The 24,520-nt window shown below is 40.4% G+C and carries 17 protein-coding genes; 8 read left to right on the forward strand and 9 right to left on the reverse strand.

Going from position 1 to position 24,520, the window contains the following annotated elements:
* Positions 1-113 precede the first annotated feature (113 nt).
* A complete protein-coding gene (locus tag HPC41_RS20915; RefSeq protein WP_172396035.1) occupies positions 114-1,085 on the reverse strand; it encodes an NAD-dependent epimerase/dehydratase family protein in 972 nt (323 codons plus the stop codon).
* 107 nt (positions 1,086-1,192) lie between these two features.
* Between HPC41_RS20915 and HPC41_RS20920 the strand changes: the two genes are divergently transcribed.
* Both HPC41_RS20920 and HPC41_RS20925 read left to right on the forward strand, forming a co-directional pair.
* Positions 1,193-2,380 carry a formimidoylglutamase gene (locus HPC41_RS20920; RefSeq protein WP_172396036.1) on the forward strand — a complete coding sequence of 396 codons (1,188 nt, stop codon included), beginning with the start codon at positions 1,193-1,195 and terminating at the stop codon, positions 2,378-2,380.
* Between the two features lie 103 nt (positions 2,381-2,483).
* Entirely contained in the window at positions 2,484-3,806 is a 1,323-nt protein-coding gene (locus tag HPC41_RS20925; protein ID WP_172396037.1) for a DNA recombination protein RmuC, read from the forward strand.
* A gap of 181 nt (positions 3,807-3,987) precedes the next feature.
* On the opposite strand, the gene HPC41_RS20930 is transcribed toward HPC41_RS20925, so the two are convergent.
* Complete coding sequence (locus HPC41_RS20930; protein WP_172396038.1) at positions 3,988-5,064, reverse strand: DUF4407 domain-containing protein; 1,077 nt, start codon at positions 5,062-5,064, stop codon at positions 3,988-3,990.
* A gap of 171 nt (positions 5,065-5,235) precedes the next feature.
* Here HPC41_RS20930 and HPC41_RS20935 point away from each other — a divergent pair, with 171 nt between their 5' ends.
* Positions 5,236-7,347: a M3 family metallopeptidase gene (locus HPC41_RS20935; RefSeq protein WP_172396039.1), complete on the forward strand. Its 2,112-nt coding sequence runs from the start codon at positions 5,236-5,238 to the stop codon at positions 7,345-7,347.
* A 73-nt stretch (positions 7,348-7,420) separates the two neighbouring features.
* Here the strand turns inward: HPC41_RS20935 and HPC41_RS20940 are convergent, their stop codons facing one another.
* From HPC41_RS20940 to HPC41_RS20960, 5 genes are all read right to left on the reverse strand, one after another.
* Complete coding sequence (locus HPC41_RS20940) at positions 7,421-8,893, reverse strand: TlpA disulfide reductase family protein (protein ID WP_172396040.1); 1,473 nt, start codon at positions 8,891-8,893, stop codon at positions 7,421-7,423.
* A 26-nt stretch (positions 8,894-8,919) separates the two neighbouring features.
* Entirely contained in the window at positions 8,920-10,305 is a 1,386-nt protein-coding gene (locus tag HPC41_RS20945) for a RagB/SusD family nutrient uptake outer membrane protein (RefSeq protein WP_172396041.1), read from the reverse strand.
* 11 nt (positions 10,306-10,316) lie between these two features.
* Entirely contained in the window at positions 10,317-13,667 is a 3,351-nt protein-coding gene (locus tag HPC41_RS20950) for a SusC/RagA family TonB-linked outer membrane protein (RefSeq protein ID WP_172396042.1), read from the reverse strand.
* 23 nt (positions 13,668-13,690) lie between these two features.
* Positions 13,691-14,707: a FecR family protein gene (locus HPC41_RS20955; RefSeq protein ID WP_172396043.1), complete on the reverse strand. Its 1,017-nt coding sequence runs from the start codon at positions 14,705-14,707 to the stop codon at positions 13,691-13,693.
* Between the two features lie 82 nt (positions 14,708-14,789).
* Positions 14,790-15,380 carry an RNA polymerase sigma factor gene (locus HPC41_RS20960; protein ID WP_172396044.1) on the reverse strand — a complete coding sequence of 197 codons (591 nt, stop codon included), beginning with the start codon at positions 15,378-15,380 and terminating at the stop codon, positions 14,790-14,792.
* 507 nt (positions 15,381-15,887) lie between these two features.
* Between HPC41_RS20960 and HPC41_RS20965 the strand changes: the two genes are divergently transcribed.
* From HPC41_RS20965 to HPC41_RS20980, 4 genes are all read left to right on the forward strand, one after another.
* Complete coding sequence (locus HPC41_RS20965) at positions 15,888-16,208, forward strand: hypothetical protein (RefSeq protein WP_172396045.1); 321 nt, start codon at positions 15,888-15,890, stop codon at positions 16,206-16,208.
* Positions 16,209-16,615: 407 nt separating this feature from the next.
* Entirely contained in the window at positions 16,616-18,619 is a 2,004-nt protein-coding gene (gene dnaG / locus HPC41_RS20970) for a DNA primase (RefSeq protein WP_172396046.1), read from the forward strand.
* Positions 18,620-18,628: 9 nt separating this feature from the next.
* Positions 18,629-18,985 (forward strand): YraN family protein, encoded by a 357-nt coding sequence (locus HPC41_RS20975; protein ID WP_172396047.1) that lies wholly within the window; start codon positions 18,629-18,631, stop codon positions 18,983-18,985.
* A 182-nt stretch (positions 18,986-19,167) separates the two neighbouring features.
* A complete protein-coding gene (locus HPC41_RS20980; RefSeq protein WP_172396048.1) occupies positions 19,168-20,196 on the forward strand; it encodes a glutaminyl-peptide cyclotransferase in 1,029 nt (342 codons plus the stop codon).
* Between the two features lie 368 nt (positions 20,197-20,564).
* Here HPC41_RS20980 and HPC41_RS20985 read toward each other — a convergent pair whose 3' ends face one another.
* Together HPC41_RS20985 and HPC41_RS20990 are read right to left on the reverse strand one after the other, a co-directional pair.
* A complete protein-coding gene (locus HPC41_RS20985) occupies positions 20,565-21,593 on the reverse strand; it encodes a Kelch repeat-containing protein (protein WP_172396049.1) in 1,029 nt (342 codons plus the stop codon).
* Between the two features lie 6 nt (positions 21,594-21,599).
* Entirely contained in the window at positions 21,600-22,964 is a 1,365-nt protein-coding gene (locus tag HPC41_RS20990) for a DUF4270 family protein (protein WP_172396050.1), read from the reverse strand.
* A 119-nt stretch (positions 22,965-23,083) separates the two neighbouring features.
* Here HPC41_RS20990 and HPC41_RS20995 point away from each other — a divergent pair, with 119 nt between their 5' ends.
* Entirely contained in the window at positions 23,084-24,517 is a 1,434-nt protein-coding gene (locus HPC41_RS20995) for a sensor histidine kinase (RefSeq protein ID WP_216660846.1), read from the forward strand.
* Positions 24,518-24,520 lie beyond the last annotated feature (3 nt).

A 24,520-nucleotide genomic window follows, 5' to 3' on the forward strand; every position in this document is an offset into this window, starting at 1 on the left:
AATACTGTTTAGCAAATGAATCAATCATAAACATGCAGGCTTTATTTTTTTATCGGATAGTTTGATACGCTCATGACGGGTTCAGGGTTCGGTTGTTTATTATTTATATCGTTTTACTGTTTGTTGTACAAATTTGCAATTTCTTTTAATGTTTGTTCCAATGGACGATAGCTGTGGTTCAACAGTGATTGGACCTTTGCATTGGAATACTGTAATTTAGCACTTGATGCCGCGGCTGTTTCTTTGGTCAGCGAAGAGCCAGATTTCTTGAAAACAGATAACATACCCGAGACAGTGGATGCGATCTGAAGAAGTGTTTCGGAAACTTCAATCGTAGGCTCAGGCTTGTTCATCAGGACACTGGCTATACTGAGTAAATCTTTGTTGAGGATGTTGATGTGATTGATGATATAACGTTCGGCGGTAATATCACTTTTTTCCATTAATTGGATCATGATTGTTGCAACATCCTCTACGTCAACTATCCCAACACTCCCCTTGGGATAAAACTTCAATCCTTTATTGATCATTGAGAACAATGCTCCGGATCCCTTATCTTTGGCCGCTGAACCCAATATGACAGATGGATTCACAATAACAGCGTCCAGCCCCTCTGTAATACCGCGCCAGACTTCCATTTCTGCCTGATATTTAGAAAGCGAATAATTGGAAGTCGTGGGACTGTGCTCCCAATGGTCTTTCTCCGAGACTGGCAGGTTGTCCTTATTTGTGCCCAAAGCCGCGATTGAGCTTACATGAAGCAAGCGAATGCCCTTTTCTAAACATAGATTGACAATATGTGCCGTCCCTTCTACATTGACTTTAAAAAGTGATTTAGTGTCTTTCTTCTGATAGGAGACCAGCGCCGCACAATGATATACTTTTGTCACTCCTTCCAGCGCATCTTCGAGCTCAAAATAATTGTTGATATCTGCATCAATCCATTGAATCAATGATGAGGACAGTAGGGCTGCCGGAATAGTCGATTGAGCTCTTTTGATGGCAATGACGTCAATTCCGCGGTCTATCAATTGTTTGATTAGCGTAGACCCTAAAAAACCTGTTCCTCCAGTTATTAATATCACTTGATAAAGATACTGTTAAAAATAATGTTTTCAAAAGTTAGTTAATAAATGGATATTTGTGTGAGTTGCATCCCAAAAAATGAGGTGTCTTAAACAAACTATAGCTTATGTCGTCATTGTCCGTATTTTTCAGTCCGATCTCAACTACAAGTATCTCCCCTGAGCATGGTTTCCTGAACTCCCAGTTAGGGAATGTGATCCAGGCTTATGAGACTGATTTCCCTACTTGGGAGGAAAGTGAAAAACCCCAGTTGGCGATTGTCGGTGTACAGGAAGATCGGGCATCCATCAATAACAATGGGACCGACAAAGCTCCTGATGCGGTACGCAAACATCTTTATACGCTGTATCAAGGTGATTATAAGATAAATATAGTTGATTTGGGCAATATAAAAGCGGGTAATACCATACAAGATACCTATGTCGCATTGAAATCTGTGGTAGAGGAATTGGTGAAAACCAACATCCTTCCAATTATCATTGGTGGCGGACAGGATTTGACTTATGCACAATATCTGGGCTATCAAAATTTAGAACGAAAGATTGAGCTTGCTATTGTGGATCCGCGTTTTGATCTCAACCAGGAGGAAGCTGAAAATGTCAGCCTCAACTCGCGGTCTTATGTTAATCACATTATCCTACATCAGCCTGATTATTTGTTTAACCTGAATTCCATTGCTTATCAGACCTACCTTGTCAGCAAGGAATCGATCAATATGTACGACAAGCTGTTTTTCAATGCTACGCGCGTGGGGATGATTGCAGGAAAAATGGATCAGTCCGAACCCCTTATCCGTGCTGCCGACTTGATTAGTTTCGACATTGGCGCTATCCGAGCCTCAGAAGCCCCTGGAAATGCCAATGCGATTCCAAATGGTCTGTATGGCGACGAAGCATGTCAGCTGGCACGTTATGCCGGTATGTCGGACAAATGCACCTCTATTGGTTTCTATGAATTGAATCCCACATTTGACCCCATGGAACAGACTGCGATGTTGGTTTCACAGATGATCTGGTGCTTTATTGATGGCTATTACAACCGAAAGCAAGATACCCCGTTGTATCCTAAATCGGCCTATATCATCTATCGTACTACACTGGAGAATGAGGAACATGAATTGGTTTTTGTGAAAAGCAAAAAATCCGACCGGTGGTGGATCCAAGTACCTTACTTTGGATCAAAATCAGTCAACGAACGTTATTATCTCGTGCCCTGCCGTTACGAAGATTACCAGCTGGCTGTTTCTGGCGAGATGCCCGATCTGTGGTGGAAGACGCATCAGAAACTACAATAGGTAACAATACAGGGCGATCTATCGTCATTAAAAGACTAAAAATTCAATAGCAGCTAAGCGGTCAATAAGAAGCAGAAGCTGTTATTCTCCTAAAATATAAATCATGGAAATATTTTTCTTTGCAGGAATTGTTTTGCTGTTGGTCGTTTTGATCATCTTGGTATTGAAAAGAAGTGGGGCTCCTGCTGTAGATATCGGTCAGCGTAAAGAAATAGAGACGTTGAAAATAGAACTGGCGCGTTCCCAGCAACGGGAACAAAGTTTGCTGGAAGAACGTCTGATGCTGAGAGATGAATTGGACAAAGAACGTGAAAGTGTATTGGTTGCCGAGCGTTCGCTGGAAAGTACGCGTTCTTTTTACGAAGCGCAGCTCGATAAATTTCAGGAGCAAAAGAACGAAATTGCTGAAATTAAAAGACAGTTCAATACTGAATTTCAGGTGATTGCGAATAAAATTTTGGAAGAGAAAACCCAAAAATTCACCGAAACGAACCACCGCTCGCTCGGCCTGATCCTCGATCCATTAAAAGAAAAGATCAAGTTGTTTGAAGAGAAAGTCGATAAAAATTATAACCAGGAAGCGGCTGAACGCAATTCCCTGAAGGGCGTTGTATTGCAATTGGTCGAACAAAGCCTCAAAATTAAAGATGAAGCCAATAGCTTAACCAAAGCGTTAAAAGGAGATACGAAAAAACAAGGCAATTGGGGTGAGGTAATTTTGGAGAGGGTATTGGAACGTTCGGGACTGATGAAGGATCGTGAATTTAGGCTACAGGTTTCCTTAATGGATGCAGAAGGCCGGAGAATGCAACCCGATGCTATTATTGATCTTCCAGAGGATAAACATCTCATTGTGGATTCTAAAGTGTCCTTGGTCGCTTACGAGCGTTGGGTAAATGCCGAAACCGATGAAGACCGGGCGATTTTTGCGAAGCAACATGTTCAGTCCGTCGAAAATCACGTGAAGGAACTGTCTGCTAAAAACTATCATGAGCTATACGGAATAGAATCACCCGAGTTTGTGTTGTTGTTTATGCCGATTGAATCGGCCTTGAGTATGTCGGTGTTGCAAAAACCGGATCTATTTAGTGATGCCTGGGACCGCAAGGTCGTGATCGTCAGCCCATCCACGCTGCTGGCGACATTGCGTACCATCGCCAGTATCTGGAAGCAAGAACGCCAGACACGTAATGTCATTGAAATCGCCAAGGAAGCCGGCAGTTTGTATGATAAATTCGTGAGTTTCCTGACTGATATGGAACAAGTCCAGAATCAGCTGGAACGTGCTTTGAGGAGCCATGAGGATGCGACCAAAAAACTGTCAACAGGCGCTGGAAATGTCATCGGGAAAGTAGAGAAGCTGAAACGCTTAGGTGCAAAGGCAAACAAGCAGATCGACGCTAAATTTCTGGACGAAGACGAATAATGAAGTCCTACCTGTCCGGCAGGTTCTGCAGGCATAACAACAAAGATTGAAGAGCTGGTCATAAAAACGCTAGGCTTCTTGCAGATAAGCTCTTCAATCCTCAAGCTAAGGTCGTAAGCCGAAGGCTTGAACTCACTAAAGTCTCAATACTCACTACTAACTACTCAATACTAATAACTCCCTACAGTTCTTTCATACGTTTATTGATTGAAACATCCACATAGGTATCCTTTAAGCGGTCGACAGCCTCTTTCTCCACATTGAGATTAGTATCCGATTCGTAATCGTGTAAGGTCCTTAAATTTTGAATGGCATTGTCATAAGGATCACGTCCGGCCAAAAGCTTGACAATGACAGGAAGACATTCCAGAAAGACAAAGAGCAGCGCGATAAAAAAAACCGCATTTGCATTGGACTCGTTGACCTTTCCATTGGCGTCATAGCGTAGATTGCCCAGTGCCGAATTGCGGTCCGCAAAACCTGCTACATTGACAGCGCTATCCAGTGAAGCATTTGATAGAACCTTTTGATCCAGTATCCCTTCAAATTTTTGCTTTTGACGGAGGGCATTTTGTTGCCCCGTTATTTTGTTACATAAGGTATCCAGATAAGCTTCTTTCTTTTTGAGCTCTTCTTCCTTCATTTTAGCGTACGGACCATAGCCCATTACACCCGATGTCTCTGTCGTTTTATTGCCGAAGATTTCATAGTTCAATTTGGTGCGGTCGGTTTTGATACTTGATTCCAGTGAATCACGTTCTACGGTCATCGTTTTTAGCTGATTGACCTCATTGCTGTATTTTTTATTGAATGTACTGTTAAGAGTATCAATTTTTGCACGCTGATCCGCAAGGAAACGTACCCGTAAATTCTCCCGGATCTCTTTGTCGAAAATTTTCAGCTCCAATGGCCGTGAAATGACCAAACCAATTAAAATAGCCAACAAGATACGGGGCAAGGCCTGTAAGAGCTGCATCCAACCATTTTTGGATTTATTGATGCTCAATACGATATATCGATCCATATTGAATATCGCCAAGCCCCAAATGATGCCAAATGCGATTGCCAGGAGCCAGTCCAACGTTCCTCCGCTGAATACAAAATACATCGCATATCCGCCAGAAAGACTGGCAAATAATCCGGTAAAAAAGATAGTAGCACCTATGGCTGTGTACTTACTATGCTCCTCGGGATACTTTTCAAGAGTTTCTTGATGTACACCTGCACATCCCCAAAAGAAACGGTTAATAGCGTTCATTAAAATATTTTTATCCAAATTGACAGAATATTTTTAACAAGATTTGCGAATAAGTTTTTGTTTTACAATAGGATGACGGTTTTTTGGGGCGCTTGCTGATGTCTAGAAGAGAAGTCCCGTATTTGCCTAATTTTATTATCTTTGAAAAAAAATCAGGAATAATCAGACGATATGAAGAAAAGACAACTTTTGCCATTCTTAATCATAGTGGCAACTGCATTTGTTGGTTGTGAGGAAAAAAAAATGATGACAGATAATCCTCTTTTATTAGCCTATGAAACGCCCTTTAATGTTCCACCATTTGACAAGATCAAAACCGAACATTTCAGACCTGCCTTTGAAGAGGCAATAAAAGTACATAATCTGGAGATTGACTCTATAGTCAATAACTCCGATAAAGCGACTTTCCAAAATACGATAGTAGCGCTCGAAAATGCAGGAAGCTTGTTAACCAATGTATCTACGGTATTTCATAACCTTAATAGCGCTAATACCAACGATAGTATTCAAGCTATTGCAAAGGATTTGGCGCCAATATTGTCGAGTCATTCGGATGAAATTTCGATGAACTCCAAGTTATTTGATAAAATCAAAACGGTGTGGAACAGCCGTAATACGTTAGGCTTAGATTCTCAGGATAATAAGCTTCTGGAAGAGACCTATAAGAGCTTCGTACGTTCAGGTGCAAATTTGAAAGAGGCGGACAAGGAAAAAATGAAAAAGATCAATGCCGAGCTTTCGACATTGACAACACAGTTCGGCCAGAATCTGTTGGCTGAAACCAATGCTTATCAGCTTGTGGTTGATTCGGCCAGCCAGTTGGAAGGCCTGCCCGAGTCATTGAAAACAGCCGCTGCTGAAGAAGCTGCTGCCAAGGGTAAAAAGGATAAATGGGTGTTTACCTTACAGAATCCCTCGATCATGCCTTTCTTGCAGTATGCCAAAAACCGTGAACTGAGAAAGCAGATCTGGGAAGCATATCAGATGCGCGGTAATCATGACAATACGAATGACAACAAAGCACTTATTCAGAAGATTGTCAATCTGCGTCTTCAAAAAGCCAAACTGTTGGGTTATTCTTCTCACGCCGCTTATGTGCTGGAGGAATCCATGGCCAAGACACCTGAAAATGTATATGCCTTATTGAATAAATTGTGGACGCCAGCTTTGGGCAAAGCAAAAGGCGAAGAAGCTGATATTGCCAAAGAGATAAAAACAGAGGGGGGCAGTTTTGCGGTAGCACCTTACGACTGGAGATATTATACGGAGATTATCCGTAAAAAACGCTTTGCTTTGGACGAGGATGAGATCAAGCCTTACTTGAGCCTACCAGCCGTCCGCGAAGGCGCATTTGCTGTGGCAAACAAACTATATGGTCTGACATTCGTTGCTTTAAACAATGTACCAACTTATCATAAAGAAGTTGAAGTATATGAGGTGAAAGACAAAGACGGTTCACATCTGGGACTTTTATATGCAGACTTCTTTCCACGTGAATCTAAGCGTGGCGGAGCCTGGATGACGTCTTACCGCAATCAATCAACAAAAGACGGTAAACGTGTTGCCCCAGTGATTTCTATCGTATGTAATTTCACAAAACCTGTCGGAAAGAATCCTGCGTTACTGACATTTGACGAAGCCACTACCTTGTTCCACGAATTTGGACATGCCTTACATGGCCTGCTCTCCAATGTAAGATACAGATCAATGGCCGGTACTTCAGTACCGCGCGACTTTGTGGAATTGCCATCCCAGGTCATGGAAAATTGGGCTGCAGATCCCGAGGTAATAAAAACCTATGCGAAACATTTTAAGACCAAAGAGGCTATGCCGGATTCCTTGATCCAAAAAATGGAAAAAGCAGGAACCTTTGATCAAGGCTTTGCAACGGTGGAATATCTTTCAGCAGCATTGCTGGATATGAACTACCATGCCACAACAAAAGAGATTTCTAAAGATATTAATGCGTTTGAAAAAGCAGCAATGAAAAAAATAGGCATTATTGATGCAATTATTCCGCGTTATAGAAGTACTTATTTTCAACATATCTTTGCTGGAGGGTACTCCGCAGGGTACTATGCGTACATTTGGTCGGAAGTATTAGACTCAGATGCTTTTGCTGCCTTTAAGGAGAGATCTTTATATGATCAGGCAACAGCAGACTCATTCCGTAAGAATATTCTTGAAAAAGGTGGAACGGATGATCCGGAAAAAATGTACCGCATTTTCAGGGGAGCAGATCCCGATCCGAAATATTTATTGAAAAAAAGAGGCTTGAATTAGTCTAGCAGACACAGAAAAGAGGCTGTCACCTATGTTTGTATTGAGCAAATGTCGGAGACAGCCTTTTGTATTTTTATCCTTTATAAGGTTTTTTAGCAGCTTCGATGAGCTCCTTCATTTCTAATTTGATATAGTCCACGTTTGGCGTTGATCCGGTCAGAAAGTAACGAATATTCCCTTCTTTGTCTATAATAAATTTGGCTGGAATACCTTTGACGCCAAATTTCGCCGCCATAACCTCACCAGTTTGCGGATCTTTTTGATCGTCGTAAAGCACTTCAAACGGATAATTATTTTTTGTGATAAAGGATACAACATTCTCTTTATAATTCTTATCGCGTTCCCAAGTATTCATAAATAAGAATTGTACATCTTTATCATTTGCATAAGATTCTTGAGCCGCTTTCATACCGGGGAACGAGCGGACACAAGGTTGACACCAAGTTGCCCAGAAGTCTAAGACGACAACTTTTCCTTTTAGACTGGCCAAAGATACTTTTTCACCCTTTATATTGAGTAGTTCAAAATTGGGTGCTGGTTTAAAAGTTGCCATCTCCTTGATATGATTACGGATATTTTGTGTCAACTCCGTTTTCAGTGAAGCATTAAAGTTCTCGTATCCCTGTATTGATCCATTCAATTCCGTATATAGTTTTTTAAGATCATTTTCAATAGCAAACTGTCCTTTAGCATACAATTTGGTCAAGATGTTGTATGCTTCCAGCTTTCTGCCGGTGCCCATTAAAGATTTGTAGTGCACCATGGCAAGACCATCTGCTTGCTCCGGCGCTGCTTTTAGTGCATTCTCTATATAGCCCAGCGCGTCAGCGTATTTTTTCTGTGCAACGAGGATGTTTACATAAGCTGACATGGAGCTTGCATACCCCATGGCCGCAAATCGGGCTTTATTGTCTTTTTGACTCTCTGGAAGGGTTAAATAATAGTAGCTATCATCCATTGCGGTTTTTAGGAGTGGTGCGGCAGTGGTCGTATCGCCTTCGCTCAATAGAATTTGACCGACAGGGATATATCCATTTCCACGCCAGAATCGTTCTTTCATTTCACCAAGATAATGCAATGCTTTGGGGGCATTGCCATCGTTGGCAAAACTCTGTGCCAGATTAGCCAATACATAATCGTATGTCAGCGGTTCTTCGCTAAAGTTTTTAACTGGCCATTTTTTTATGAGCTCATTATATGCTTTTTCTTTCTGTACGGGCGTACTTGCATTGTAAAAAACATCGGTGATAAAGGCATCACGGGTTAGTGATCCTTTTGGATATTTTTTCTTCGCCAATGCTTCTGCTGAAGCCTGCAGATCTTCTTTACCTAAAGAACGCAAAACGTTGATCGTGGTGCGGTAGTCTTCTTCAGATTTATACATTTTTAATTCACTCATCAATACATTGGCGAGTGAATCCTTTTGTACCAACGTTCCTTTCTCTATAATAGGCAGGTATTGTTGGTATTTGTTTTTTGCAGGCTGTTGTGCAAAGGCCGCTGTTAGCGAAACGACGAAAGCAGCCGTTAAGATGTTTGTTTTCATTTTTTATCTTTATAATTTCTAATTCATTAATCATCGTATCCCGGGTTCTGTGTCAAGTTTCTGTTGATCAAAATCTGGGACTGTGGAATTGGGAATAACACATCTGTTGTTTGCCAGTTTGATTTGATCGGCGAAAGTACAGCAGTAGCGCGGTCGGTTCGCTTAAGATCAAGCCAGCGGTGGCCAAATTCACCAAAAAATTCATGGAGACGTTCGGTCTCTATTGCAGACAATAATTGTGTTTGGTTTAAGCTTGTACTAAGCCCAGCAAGTCCAGCACGCGCACGCACGGCATCCACATCAGCGCGGGCTTCGGCAAGCTTCCCAAGTTTTGCTCTTGCTTCAGCACGAATAAGATACTGCTCGGCTAGGCGAAGCATAATGTGATACTCGGATCCTGCGCCTGAGGATACTTTATATTTGGTTATGGCATAATAGATTTTGTTTGAGACCGTTTTTGAACTTGTCCAATTTGTTTTTCTTAAGTCAATTGTGGGCGAGGTCTCAAAGCTGTTGTATACTGCATCAGGAAGGGTGTATCCAGGTGCAACTGTGGCTGTCGTTATATAATTGGCACCAAATGTTGTCACTCCACTCTGACTCGCAAGTTGTAGAATAACCTCATTACTTGAGTTGACAAAGTTTTTATCTGGTGTAGGCATACCATAATCAGCGGATTGCAATACTTTGGTCGCATGAGATTCCGCATTTTGATAATCTTTTTGATACAGGTAGACTCTTGCTAACAGTGCGCTGGCGGCGGCTTTGTTGGCACGGCCTCTTGGATTTGCGGTTGCGTCATAGGCGGTAGCCATTTTGCTCTCCGCATCTTTGAGGTCAGCAATAATTTGATCATACACGTGTTCTACAGGAGTCCGTGAAAGCGTTGCATCTTCAAAAGCGTGTAGGTCGTCGCGTAATTGCAAGGGCACATCGCCGTAAAGATTAGCGAGATAGAAATAAGCATAGGCCCTGAAAAATTTAGCTTCGCCCAAGAGCTGATCTTTTACAGTTGGGGTAAGAGTGGTTGATGCTTCGAGACCTGAAATAGCATTATTTGCATTTTTGATAAGCTGGTAACAATTTGACCAGAAATTCGCGACATTGCCATTCGTGTTCAATAGGTTATTGCTGGCAAATTCGGAGGTATTTGCATCAGCCGCATTGTATTGAAGGTCATCAGCAGCGATCCCCGGATAGAAGGTGGAAATTCCAGCTAGATTGATACTTAATGTTGTGGCATATAATCCACGGATGACGCTATTCGCAGAAGCATCTGTAACGAATGCTTCACTAGCGAGAACTTGTGTCGGAGGAGCACCCAACTCCACAAATTTTTCGCAGGAACTGACTAGAAGAGTTCCACTGGTAATGGCTAGTATTAGTATATTTTTATTGATATTTAGTTTCATGATCTCGAGTTTTAAAATTGACAGTTAAATCCAAATACAATCGTGCGTAATGGTGGCAATACTTGGGCGATCGTTCCGGTACCTAAACCAGATGGGCCACCTTGGACGGTCGTTTCGGTATCCAGAACATATTTGTTCCTGGCCCATGTAAAGAGATTTTGTCCTTGCATAAAAACATTGCAATTAGACATTTTTAATCTCGAAGTCCAGCTCTTTGGTAAGTTGTACGATAGATTGACAGACCTTAATTTAATATAAGAAGCATCACCATAGACTGCGTCTGAGTTGGTATACTGATTATAAGAATCGTTTAAAGCAGCTCCATCCGCTGAAGAGGCAGGTATTGTTGGGATAATAGCACCCGGGATAGTTGCATTGGTATTACCTGGTGTCCATCTGTCTAACCAGTAATCGTTCTGGTTGACCAGAGCGCCAGGTCTTGTATTGAGGATTTTGGTTACACCAAAGCGGTGGTTAAATTGAAAGAATACGCCAATTTCAAAGCCTTTATAGGAGAAGGTATTGTTAAATCCACCATAGAAAGGCGTACCTAAGTCAGCAACATAGCGATCATCGACTGTCATAGCTCCATCACCATCGCGATCTTCATATAAAGCTCTTCCTGTTGCCGCGTCCACACCTTGATAGTGATACAAACGAATCATGTTGATCGGTTCTCCAACAAGAAAGTTATTTGCATAAAATGTGTTTTCAATTCCAGGAAATTCGATGAGCTTGTTTTTATAAAATGTAAAGTTTGTTGATGTTTTCCATCTAAAATTTTCATTCGTCACATTGGTGGTGTTCAACTCCAATTCCAAACCTGTATTTTGGATTAATGCCGGCAAATTTTCTTTGTAACTATTGTAGCCTGTTTGGGTACTCAAAACTAAATCAGTGATTTGATCAGAAGAACGATTTCTGAAAAAGTTCCCAGTAAATAAGATTCGATCCCTTAAAAAACCCAGATCGAGTGCAAACTCCATTTTTTTTGTCGTTTCCCATTTGATATATTCGTTCGGAAGCGTTCCGATATTCATGGAAGGATTGTTTAGATAAGCTGCTATCGAAGAATAGAGTGGAAGGTAAAGGTAATTTGAGATTTGATCATTCCCTGTAGTTCCATAACTCGCTCTTAATTTACCAAAACTTAAAAAGGACAGATTGTCCTGCACAAAATCTTCCCTTCCAAATACCCATCCTAATCCTACGGCGCCAAAATTTCCGAATCGGTTTTTGGGACCAAAACGGGAAGAGCCATCTCTTCTGAACGTTCCATTAAACAAATATTTCTCTTTCCAGTCGTAATTTACTTTTCCGAATAATGCATTGTATTTATAGTATACGAGGTTATTGCTGGCAGTGAATGAGCCTGCGGCACTGAGTGAACCCAAAAGTGCATCGTTTGAATAATTGGAACCATTGGTTGTCTGCGAGCGTGATGAATTCTGCTGAAAACTTGTTCCGATCAATGCTGTCAATTTACCCTCGCCGATATTTTTTACATAATCCAGTGTAGGTTCAATAATCCAGTTTTCGGCCTTTGTGTTGGAGAAACTGGAAGAACCAAGTGGGTTGGAAACAGTATTGTTTAAAGACGTAATTGGCCGTTGATTATTCTGGTTCAATTGGGTAATCGTGTAACCAAAATTTGCTTTTGCTGTCAGTCCTGGTACAATTTTGTAACTTAAGTTAACATTGGAGATCAGATTATTGGTATTGCCAAAGTATTTTCGTTCAAGCATGGCGATGGGATTGTCTATAAACGCCGAGGATGGTAGCCAATAGTATTTTCCATTGTCGCCATAAATTGGATAATTTGGCGCCAAATTGTAGAGTGATGTCACATCCGATGAAGGCATATCCGAATTATCGTTGGCATAGCTAACCGAAAGGGCGGCATTGAATTTTTTGTCGGAAGAGGTGTGATCGAGATTTAAGCGGGAAGTAAACCGGCTATTTTTGCTGTCCCCATAAAATACAGTGCTCTCGCGTCTATATCCCGAATTGAAGAAAAAGCGGGTGGACTCGTTTCCACCAGACATATTCGCCTGCACTTCGGTTATGTGGCCTTTGTTTCCAATCAGCATTTTCTGCCAGTCTGTTGATTTGTTCTGATCCCATAGCATAAGATCCGGGGCATTATCGGCAGTAGGCGTAACCCCTGCATTTGCAAAAGCCTCTTTTCTTAAGGTCAGATATTCATCCAGATTTAACATGGGGATAAAGCGGTTGACCTCGGTAAATCCGGTATTGAAGTTGACACCGATACGGGTACGGCCAGCTTGACCTTTCTTGGTTGTGATTAATACAACACCATTCGCACCACGGCTACCGTAGATCGCTGTGGCATCGGCATCCTTCAAAACATCGATACGTTCGATATCTGCGGGATTGATCATGCTGAACGGGCTTAAGCCACCAGAAGAAGCTAAGATACCAAATGAATTGAGGTTATCGGTAGCTGGTTGTCCACCATTAAAATTCGTGAACGGAACCCCGTCAACAACATATAGCGGGATTGATCCTGAGGTTGTTCCACTTAATGATGCCTGGTTTCTGATCTGAATCTGAACAGCGCTTCCGGGTACGCCGTTGTTTTGAGCGATTAATACGCCGGACATTCTCCCTGATAGGGCCGCAAGGGGATTACTTACAGGTTGGGAAGTAATGTCCTTTGCAGTGATCGAAGCAACCGAACCTGTATTCAGCCTTCGGGTTGTTGTACCATAGCCGATGACGACCACTTCTTCCAAACTGCCTTCTTCGGGCTTAAGTTTGATCGGGCTAGGATTAGCTATAAGTTGTCTCGCTGGTATATCAATCTTTTGATACCCTATAAAAGAAAAAGTTATAATGACATCGTCATTTGGAATACGGAGCCCCCATTGCCCATTGACATCAGTTGCGGTACTGGTTTGCATATTGCGGTATTCTGCTTTTTGCCAGTCTTTTATAATGACGGAGACGCCAGCTAGGGGCGTTCCATTTTCGTTGACTACTTGACCCGCGATGTGTTGCTGATTTTGTTGTTTTTCTTTTACAGCGATGATATTGTTGTCCAATATTTCCCATGTTAAGTTGCTCCCTGCCAGAGATTGGGAAAGAATATCTTTGACACTGATTTTCTTTCCTACAATATTGACCGTCACATTAGGCAGAGTCGCTTTGCTAAAGAACATTTTGTATTTGCTCTTGTCATTAATTGTTTGAAAGACATCTTCAAGCTTTCCGCCTTGGATGGAGACATCAATTTTTTCAGTTTGAGAGTAGGCGAAGCTCTGTACATGCATGGTGCTTAGACAAACAAGCAGTAAAGCCAATCTCGATTCTTTTCTAAATTTGGGTTTTGTTTTGTTCATGGAGTTATGTAGGTTGATTGTTTTTAAAATAGCTGTAGTTGATTTTTCCCCGTTGTTTTTATTTGAAAGTAATTGACAGTTTGTAATGCTTTTAGGATATTTTCCAGTTGTTCGTTCTCGAATGTCGCTGAGTAGCGTTGGCTAGCGATTGATTTATTTGTAATTTTGATCTCTACTCCATACATGCGCTCTAATTTCAGGACGATATCAAGCAATCTTTCGTCTTGAATTGTAATCCGATTTAATAACCATTCGGTTTCTAAAGCAGAACCATCTTTTTCAGCTATAGAGAATGGTTGGATGGCTATAGCTGTAGGAGTTGCTACAGTTTTAAAATCTGTAGCGGCCGATTCCTTTACAGGTCTATCTAACTTTGTGATCACAAATTTTTCTTTGGGCTTTAATATAAATTTCTGATCGTTGGCCCCTGTTTTCCAAATCGATACTTTACCACGCACCAAAGCTGTTTCGGCATTGTTTTCTTCAGCATAATCACGTACATTGAATGCAGTACCTAATACACTGATTTCCATTCTCGGTGTGTGAATAAGGAAAGGTTTGGAAGGATTTTTTGCAACATCAAAAAATGCTTCTCCTATTAAGGTAACTTCACGTGTGTTCGAGTCCTTGAATGAAGTGGGATAGATTATTTTGCTCGAAGCATTTAGTGTAATCTTAGTACCATCCTCAAGCACAATTTGACGTTGTTGTCCATTTGTTAACCTGATTTCTTGATTGTTGGGTGCTTTTATTGTGTATAAATATAAACTCGCAAAAGCGATGCACAAGAGGGCGGCAGCTGCGGCAATTTGAGCGAAACTGAATGTACGTTTCTTTTTAGCCGCTAGTTTATCCATAATGCCAGTATGGATACGAGTTTTTAGGGCTTCTTGTACTTCATCAGGAAGTGTTGTGAGTAAATTTGGCCGGGATGAGAATGAATCGAAAAAACGTTCTACAAGCGCTACTTCTTCCGAACTGGCTTTGCCGTTTAAGTATTTGTCAATTAGCTTTTCAAGCTCTTGGTTAGGGTGTTGCATATGATTAGTACAAGTTCACTTAAATAGTGCCCCTGAGTGAGGGAAATGTACTAGTCTAAATAAATATTTATTTGTAAGTGTCTTATTTACAGGTGTAAAAAATCATAAGTAATGTCAAAAAGTGCTGGAGAACAAGTTTCTTTAGTTTTTGAATCGATACACCGAGATGATTTTGAACTGTGTTTTGGGAAGTTTTCGTCAGGTCGCTGATTTCTTTTGTAGTGAGTCCATCCAGATATCTCATTTTAAAAATTTCTTGCCTTTTTTGCGGAAGATTAGATACCCATTGTTCGATGAGCGATTTTAGATCCTTTTCCCCATAGGTATTGCCATCCACAACTTCCTGACTTTGGTAGAGTTGCTTATTTTCCGCTATCAATACATTTCTGCGTTTGCTTTTTTTATACGTTTCGAAGACTTTGTATTTCATGCAGGTAAAAAGATAGGCCTCCACATTCAGGATTTCCCTTTTGGAACAGTGTTCCCAAAGGTCGATAAATACATCTTGAACAATCTCCTCACAGGAAGCTAGGTCTTCAAGCCTTTTGTAGGATTCATCTAGCAGTAAAGACCAATACCTATTATATAAAATATTGAAAGCCTCTAAATCGCCTTCTCGAAGCCTTGCTAATAGGCTTATGTTATTATGAGACGCATATTTATCGTTTTTCATGATGTGGTAGTGTGAAGCTGAGTTCCTTAGATTGGTAGTTTAAAGGAATGTAACTTTTTCCAATTATACAGATTTTATTAAATAAGGTCAAGGCCTGTTTATAATTTTTACTTAATATGATTGATATGCATTTTTTATCAATGTCAAGTGGGGATAGACGCATAGTAATAAATGCCAGCGAGGCCATCACCATAAGTAAACATTTGATATGTTTATTTGGGATTATTCATAATAAATTGGTTTTTAGTCTGTAATTACTCAAAATTAGGGTTAATTACATTAAATTGGAATTCACTTTTAATTTTTTGAATAAATTGTCGAATAATCATTTATTTCTGTCTGCATACAGCGTTTTATTCGGTTTTTTCGATAAATCGCAATAAAATTTCCGCTTTTTTAATATTTAAACACAATCAATGGCTTTTTTTATAAAAAATACTTGTTATTCTGAAAACAATGCTTACATTTGAATGTTATTTATAACGAGTCTAAATAAATATATTCAGTATGTGTGATACTAAGATTCTAAGTCAACGCGGAGATACCCACATTAGTGTCTGTCATAAGTGCAGAACATATTATATCTGGCAGCAAAGTTTTGTACTGACATTTACGCAGAATAAGTTTATCGATTTCCTGAATATTATCAAGAGCAATGGGGATGAACTTTTTTTCAGTTCATTTCCGGATGGTGAATTTCGCTTGATCATGAAGACACCTTATCCGGATATTGTTTTCTCTTTTGATGAGGAGCAATGGCAAAACTTTAGGGATGCGTTACAGGAATCCTATTATATGAATGAATTTTATGGCATGTTAAACAATTAAGATAAAAAGTCCTGTTGCTTCGCTTGTGTTTCATCTCTCTTTCCTTATGCGTTGCTAACAGGCACAAACAAAACCCTCAGTGATAACTGTATGATATACAGATAGCTACTGAGGGTTATTTTTTTATCTTAGCAAAAGGTTATTCACCATTTGGTAGTATTTAAAATGCAGGTCTTCAAGTTGTTCCCTATCCAATAACTTCTGTCTCTCAAAGACAAAAGTGGGTTTCTTCATCTCATCTTTGATCTTTTTCTAATTAAATCTGGCAAGATCAACGCTTTACAACGCCGAAGCCCCCCTTTGAAAAGGTTTTAAAGTATAACGGAATAGCTTCGCATAAATAATTGCTTTGCGAGGAAATCTATCAGATTTATGCTAATTTTACATTTAAAAATAGGAGCACGATTTTGATAAAGCAAGACGTAATTGATAAAGTACTGGAAACGGCGCGGATAGAAGAAGTGGTGGGTGACTTCGTTGATTTAAAGAAGCGTGGTACCTCATTGATCGGAAACTGTCCATTCCATCACGAAAAAACGCCTTCATTTCACGTTTCTGTTTCGAAAGGTATTTATAAATGTTTCGGCTGTGGCGTGGGGGGCGACTCGCTCAAGTTCGTCATGGAACTAGAGAAGTTTTCCTACCCTGAGGCGATCCGGTATCTAGCTGATAAATATTCCATTGAGATCGAAGAGGTTGAACGCTCTCCTGCGCAGCTAGCGGCCCAAGATAAAAGAGAAAGCCTTTATGTGCTGAGTGCCTGGGCAGGCAAGTTTTTCGTGGAGCGACTCTGGAAAAGCGAAATGGGGCAGGTTATCGGACTCAATTATTTCAAAGAGCGTGGATACCGCGAGGATATCATTAAGAAATTCGAACTGGGCTATTCGCCAGAAGAGTGGACGGCTTTAGTGGATAAAGCACAAGAAGCGGGTTTCCATTCGGATTACCTGGCAGCAAGTGGGCTTGCCATTGAACGTGATGATAAGTCGCTCTACGATCGTTTTAGGGGACGCGTTATGTTTCCTATTCATAATTTGACAGGACGTATCATAGGTTTTGGTGGACGTACGCTAAAAACAGACAAAAAGGTAGCCAAATATGTAAACTCTCCAGAGAGTGAGATTTACCATAAGTCAGACGTACTCTATGGCTTGAACTTTGCCAAAAAGGCGATTATGGAAGAGGACAACTGCTACCTTGTCGAAGGTTACGCAGACGTCTTATCTGTACACCAGGCAGGGGTGGAAAATGTGGTCTCTTCTTCAGGAACTTCCCTGACGACAGGGCAGATTAAATTAATTTCTAGGTTTACCAAAAATGTAACTATACTTTATGATGGTGACGAAGCCGGTATAAAGGCTTCATTACGCGGTACCGATATGTTGCTCGAGGAAGGTTTGAACGTCAAAGTATTACTCTTTCCGGATGGGAATGACCCCGATTCCTATGTGCAAAAATATGGCGCCACAGCGTTTAAGGACTATGTGAAATCCCATCAGCAAGACTTTATCTTCTATAAAACCAATATTTTACTTCGCGACGCCAACAACGATCCGATCAAGAGGGCCGAAGTCATTCGGGATGTTGTTGAAAGTATTGCGCTAATTCCCGACGAGATAAAGGTTTCAGTTTTTATTCGGGAGTGTAGTAGCTTATTGGATATTGAGGAGCGGATTCTGCTTGCCGAACTCAACAAAATAAGGTTGAATAAAGCAAAGAAAGCGGATAAGGATGCCGCGCGCAAAGCACAGAGTAGTTCCGCAAATACAGGGATGCCTCCTTTTGGAATGGACGGCCCACCACCTGATTTCTTCATGACGGATGATGAACGGGGGGGCATACCAGCCATGGAAGCGACAGAACAACCTACACAGTTGACTGCTGAGATCCTACAGGAACGTGAAATCATCCGCATCTTGATCAACTATGGGGATTACCTGGCGACCTGGGAGGGAGACGGTGATATTCCTGTTGCAGGTGTATTGTTGGGAAATATGAGCGACGTCGTCTTTAAAGATAAGGCGGCGGCATTTATTTTGAAAGCATATCGGGATGCTGCTGAAAATTATGAAATTCCCGATCCAAAATTATTTTATTCTAATGCCGATGCTGCCGTTTCTGAACTGGCAATTAATTGCGTGGCAACGAAATATTCGCTCAGTGAAAACTGGAATGATGATAAACGTAAGATCTATGTAAGCCAGGAGTATGAGCATCTTAAACAGCTTGTTGTTACGGCCATCTATCGGATAAAAAAACGTAAGATCGAGGCTGAAATGCACCATATTCGCGAGGAAATGAAACACGAACAGGATGTTGCTAATTTGGAAGTGCTTATCTTTAAGTATCAAAAACTTAAAGAAGCAGAGCGTCTTCTGGGTGGATTTTTGGGCAATACGATCGTAAAGTAACATTACAATATGGCAAAACATCTTGAAATAGGCGCGCAGGGTGAACAGTTAGCCATGGAATATCTGATCAAGCTGGGCTGTAAAATTGTGTTAAGAAATTGGCGATTTAAGAATTTAGAAGTAGATTTGATCGTCAAGGATGGCGATACGCTGGTATTTGTGGAGGTAAAAACAAGATCGAGAACAGATTTTGGCGAACCTTTTGAATTTGTGAATATCCCGAAACAGCGACGGCTGATTCGAGCAGCTCAGGCGTATATCTTAAAACATGCTTATGTCGGCGAAGTAAGATTCGATGTTGTGGCTGTGACGAATGGAGCCCATTCCGAACTTACTTATATAAAAGATGCATTTTGGGATGCCTGATATGCATCGTAAACTATTAGATTTAGGATGGGCCCGCTCATGTTACAGTCAAGTAGCTTACATACCGTCTTTTTGAGTTTGAGTTTTTAAATTATAGAAATGAAACCATTGTATTTTTATTTGAACACCAGCTGTGCGAATAAATCAGATCGTTTCATCCGCTTTATAAATAAATTATATAGATGAAAAAAATCACGTATTTTATAGCAATTGCAATACTTGCTTTTACTTCCTGTAAATCGAAAAAAACTGCCTTGGAATTTGCATCTCCAGAAGCGAACCAGGCTGTGTTAAAGGGCAGTCAAGTACAATTAAAATTAAAATTTGATGCAATTACCATGGATTCTGTCGCTTATTTTGTGGACGATAAACACGTGGGTTCTACAACCGACACGGTTGCCATCACGGTAGAAACCAAAGATATGGCCTATGGTACGCGGAATATTTCTGCTACGGTCTACAGTGGTGGTAAGGCCGATTCTGTATCGAGCACTTTCTACGTAGTTCCAGCTAGTGCCAAGAACTATGGGTTTGAGGTTGTCAATAGATACCCGCACGACACCACGGCATTTACTCAGGGGCTTCAGTTTGCCGATGGAGTATTATATGAATCAAATGGGCGGTATGGTGAGTCAAACCTCAGAAAAGTTGATCTCAAGACTGGTAAAGTATTGAAAGAGATTAAATTCGATGAAAAAACCTTTGCTGAAGGAATGACATTAGTGGGTAATAAACTTTTTATGTTGACCTGGCAGCAAGGCGAAGGATATGTATTTGATAAAAACTCATTTGCAAAAGAGGGGTCGTTCAAATACGAAAATAGCAAAGAAGGCTGGGGAATTACTTATGATGGAAAACACTTGATCAAGTCGGATGGTTCCAACAAATTATTCTTTTTGGACGCTGTAACGGGAAAAGAACTGAATGTGATTGGTGTATATGACGAGAATGGACCTGTTGATGAACTAAATGAACTGGAATATATTGATGGAAAAGTTTATGCCAATGTTTATCAGAAGGATGTTATCGTTATTATCAATCCGGCAACAGGCGCCGTTGAGGGTAGAATTAACCTCGTCGGCATCTATGAGCATACCTCCGCTTATGACAATGAACTGAATGGGATAGCTTACGATCAAGCAAATAAACGTTTGTTTGTGACAGGTAAGCTGTGGAATACCTTATACGAAATCAAAGCGATTGAAAAGTAGTAGAATAGACCAGTAAAATATTTTGAAAAAGCTGTATCCTCGGATAGGGCTTTTTCTTTTGGCACCATCAATATACGGGCAATCCATTCCGAATGAATCATGTGAATACCAAATATCCCCGTATCGTATGATACCCGACGTTGTCAAAGAAGCTTTATGAGCTGAAGCGATGATTTTGCACAGGGCATTCGGTTAAAGTTAACCTTATAGTAGTCATGAAGATTTCTATTGTATTCCTGACCTGACATCTATGGCTACGGTGAAGTTGATTCGGATGTCTGTTGGCCCTTCAAGATACAGCATCAAGCATAAAAAAAGGGATGAAAAACTTAGTTTTCATCCCTTTTTTTATGCTTGATTTAGTTCGATTAATAAATCGGAGTAAACATCCAAGTATCGTCAAAACGAGTTGATCCGTTCAGACCCGTAGTTACATAACCATTGTTTTGTACTGCGAATCCAATGGCATCCTGACGTGCTGAACCAGCAAAGTTGCCATTGTCATTTGTCCAGTAATCGCCACCGATATTGTATTTCCAAACGCTATTGATGACGGCATTTTTGTAGCCACCCACAACAAATGGGGTACCATTAATTGCAAATGCAGCAGCACTAGAACGTGTTAAATCATAAGTATATGAGTCGTCAGCTCTGTTTAAGTCGTTCAATTTAGTCCATTTGCTACCGTCAAATTTGTAGAAATCTTTCGGGTAAGAACCATTTGAAATACCACCACCAACGTATGCTACATTACCCACCACGAAAGAGAATGCCGATTTTCTTTTTGCGGAAAAAGGAGCATCACTGATCGCCTGCCATGTGTTTGCAGATGGGTCATATTTATAGAATTCATTTGTATTCGTTATTCCACCGTTAACAACAGTTTCACCTGTACCCACATAAGCTGCTCCATTTAATGTAAATGCAACTGCATTAGATAAAGCAATTGGTAGGGGAGCAATAGGAGACCATGCGCCTTTGCCACCATCCGCAGTAGGATCAAATTTGTAAAAATCTTTTAGATTATTGGTTCCATCATTTCCACCACCAATATAACCGATATTACCGATAGAAAAACCGATAGCGCCATTTCTCGCTACACCAGTAAAAGGAGCTTTTTCTGCCCAGGTATTGGAGGCAGCATCATATGCATAAGTATCTTGAACACGGAAAGGTTTACCTCCAGCATTACTTGCTAAACCTGTTGAAACATAAGCAATGTTATTTATCAAAAAGCTTGCAGCAGATGAAGTTTGTGGCCCTTTAAATGCAGCTTTTTCAAACCATTCGTCTGATTTATCAGAATCGTCATCGTCGTCACTTTTTTTACAAGAAGAGAAAGTTGTAACTGTAAATACAAAAGCTAATAAAACGAGTAGCCAATTTTTCTTGTTCATAAATTATTAAAATTTAGTATAAAGGATGTTTAATTTAATTTTAGGGTCATTCTCATTATCTTTTGCCAGGATTAATCTGTTTCCTGTTGAAAATAGCTCCGATGTTGGTAAAGATAGATATAATGAAGTATTTTTATATGCTGTTGTTTTAATTTTTGTCAAATATTCAATTAAATTGAACGTATAATTGCCATTTGAACCGAAATCGTTGCCAGGTACCAAAGATACTTGTTGCGTTGTCGTCCCATAAGGAGTAGTTACTAGATTAATTGGATTACCGTTATTACTAGCAACCATTAATATCAGACTTTTTGGCTGTGCAAAATTTGTCGAAGAAGCGTTTTCCACTTCGATTATCAGTTCAGCCTTATTTATAGAAACCGATGGATCATTCACTAATTCTAATAACGTAGGGAATTCCAGTTTTGCTACAGCACCCGTAGATCCTTCTAAAAATGTATAACCATCAGTTTGTTGACTTGAGAGTTGTGGATTCACCAGTGTCAATGGTGCAAAATTTGTCGCTGAGCGATCAGTTTCAATCTGATTATACTGGTAGGCTTTGTTGTCTATTGAAAAGTACTGTTTCCCGTTGGACTTTGTCCCTTCATTGTTTAAAAATGAATAGTGGACTTGTAAATAGACTGTGTCTTTAAAGCCAATAAGTGTACTATTGTTATTGTCAGGCACAAGTGCCAAACCTTTGAAATATTCCTGAAAGCTTGTATTACTCTGAATTCTGTTGTCGTTGTTTTTGATCATCGTAAACAGTTCATTGCCGATCGTATTATTAAATCTAAAATGTAAAGAATCAATTGATTTAACACGGGGTTTGAATGAAAGTTCCGCCAATGCAGCGTTGTCAAAAGCAAATTTTTGTTTACTGAATATGGCTGCTGAAGTGACAAATACAGGACGTTCGTCAGCAGGTTTTGTCAGGTCGATCTGTGTTTGAGTAATTTCTTCTGATACACGATGGACAGAAATCTTTTGAACTTGAGTCGTATCACCGTAATAATATTTATTTAAAGGAACGACCAAGCTCACTGAATCCAATACTGCGTCATCCGGGATGCTGGCACTATTTACTGTGCCGATTCCCAAACGCATATAAGACGTTGATTTGATGCTTCCAGTAACCAAATTGCTGTTTTTTCCGACCAAAATTGTTCCTGTGGCTGACGTCGGAATATTGTCCAATTGATAAGTCGAAACTTTGACTGAAACCGTATCAATTGGTACTACGCCAATCGTTTCATCTCTTGAGTTATCCAAAGAAAGTGAAATGTCCTTATTACAACCGACAAAGGCTGCCAGCGTAAAAATTGGAAGTAAAAATTGTATACTACGTCTCTTAAAGTTTTTGATCATATTAATTTTTGAATAGTGCAAAAGTAATCAATGCTTACTGTTAATCAGTGTTATATTTTGTTAAATATGGTTAATTACCACAGCGATTGCAAATCTAGTAATTTAAATTTGTTTTCATTATGGGTAGAAGATTTAAATTACTGATCAGCTTGATCGTATTAATCGGTATAGGAATCGCCATTGTCCTGGGGATTTGGCTTTATGGAAGTTATACCAATCGCCGGGATCTTTTTCTGTCCACTGCCGAACGTTCACTTTTTAATGCTGTACAGGAAGTGTATCAGGCTGAAAATGGCAGCCAACGTCTGGATGGGCCTGAGGCCGAAAGAGATCGCCTGCTAAGCGACGTGAAAAAGCAACTTCTAGCCTTTCTACCCGAAGCACAACTTGATCAAGCCTTGCAAAAAGTGCGCGCCAGCCAGCCCAAAAAGGAACATAGTTTTCGGGATGATTCAAATCGAAAGGGAAAGATATATTTCAAAGACCGCGATGGCCAGAATACCATTATTCCGCCCTTTTTATTCCGTGATTTCGAGATGAACAAAACCAATCTGCACCTGATCGACAATAAATTCAAGGAATCACTCAACAATAAAGGCATCTCGGTGCCCTACGAATTAAACATCGTTACGATCCCACGCGAACAGGTAAAAGATATGCGGCGCCAATATCGGGAAAAAAACTTGGCTTGGACACGGCCAATGATGGTCAATCCTTTAAAAAATCAGTTCCTGGTGGCCAAATTCCAGGAGGACTGGAAATATCTCCTGTATAGCCTAAGCTGGCAGCTGTTGATCTCGCTGCTGCTGATTGGTCTTTTGTTAGGTACTTTTTTCTACCTCATGAAAACCATTCTTAACCAAAATAAAATGGCCGAACTGCGAAAAAATTTTGTGGATAACATGACCCATGAGTTGAAAACTCCAGTTTCCACCGTGATGGCGGCGATTGAGGCCATACAACGCTACGGCGTACGCGAAGATAAGGAAAAGATGGACCGTTACCTCGATATTTCGAAGAAGGAACTTGACCACCTTTCCGGCATGATCGAAAAAGTACTGCAGATGGACATCGATGCCTCGAAGGGGATTGTTCTGCAACGATCTGACTTTGACATTGTCGCAATGATTGGAAGTGTTATTGAAGTGGCACAACTTAATAAAACAAAAATAGTTGATGTTGAACTACTTGCCGATCCGGACTCAATTTTGATCGAAGGGGATGAATCTCATTTGAAAAATGTCATCAATAATTTATTGGAAAATGCCATTAAATATGCAGGGCACCATGTTAAGATCTGCGTGGAAATCAAAGGCGGCAAAGAATACGTGCAGATCCGAATTAAGGATAATGGGAAGGGCATCGCTCCGGAATACCAACAGCGGATTTTTGATATGTTTTTTAGGGTCCCCTCCGGGAATTTACATGACGTGAAAGGTTTCGGATTAGGGCTTGCTTATGTCAAGCAAGTGGTGAAACGCCACGAAGGTAAGATCAGCGTTGAAAGTGAATTGGAAAAAGGAAGTACTTTTATCGTTCGATTACCATATTAACGT

The organism is Sphingobacterium prati (assembly GCF_013167215.1).
Lineage (GTDB): Bacteria > Bacteroidota > Bacteroidia > Sphingobacteriales > Sphingobacteriaceae > Sphingobacterium > Sphingobacterium prati.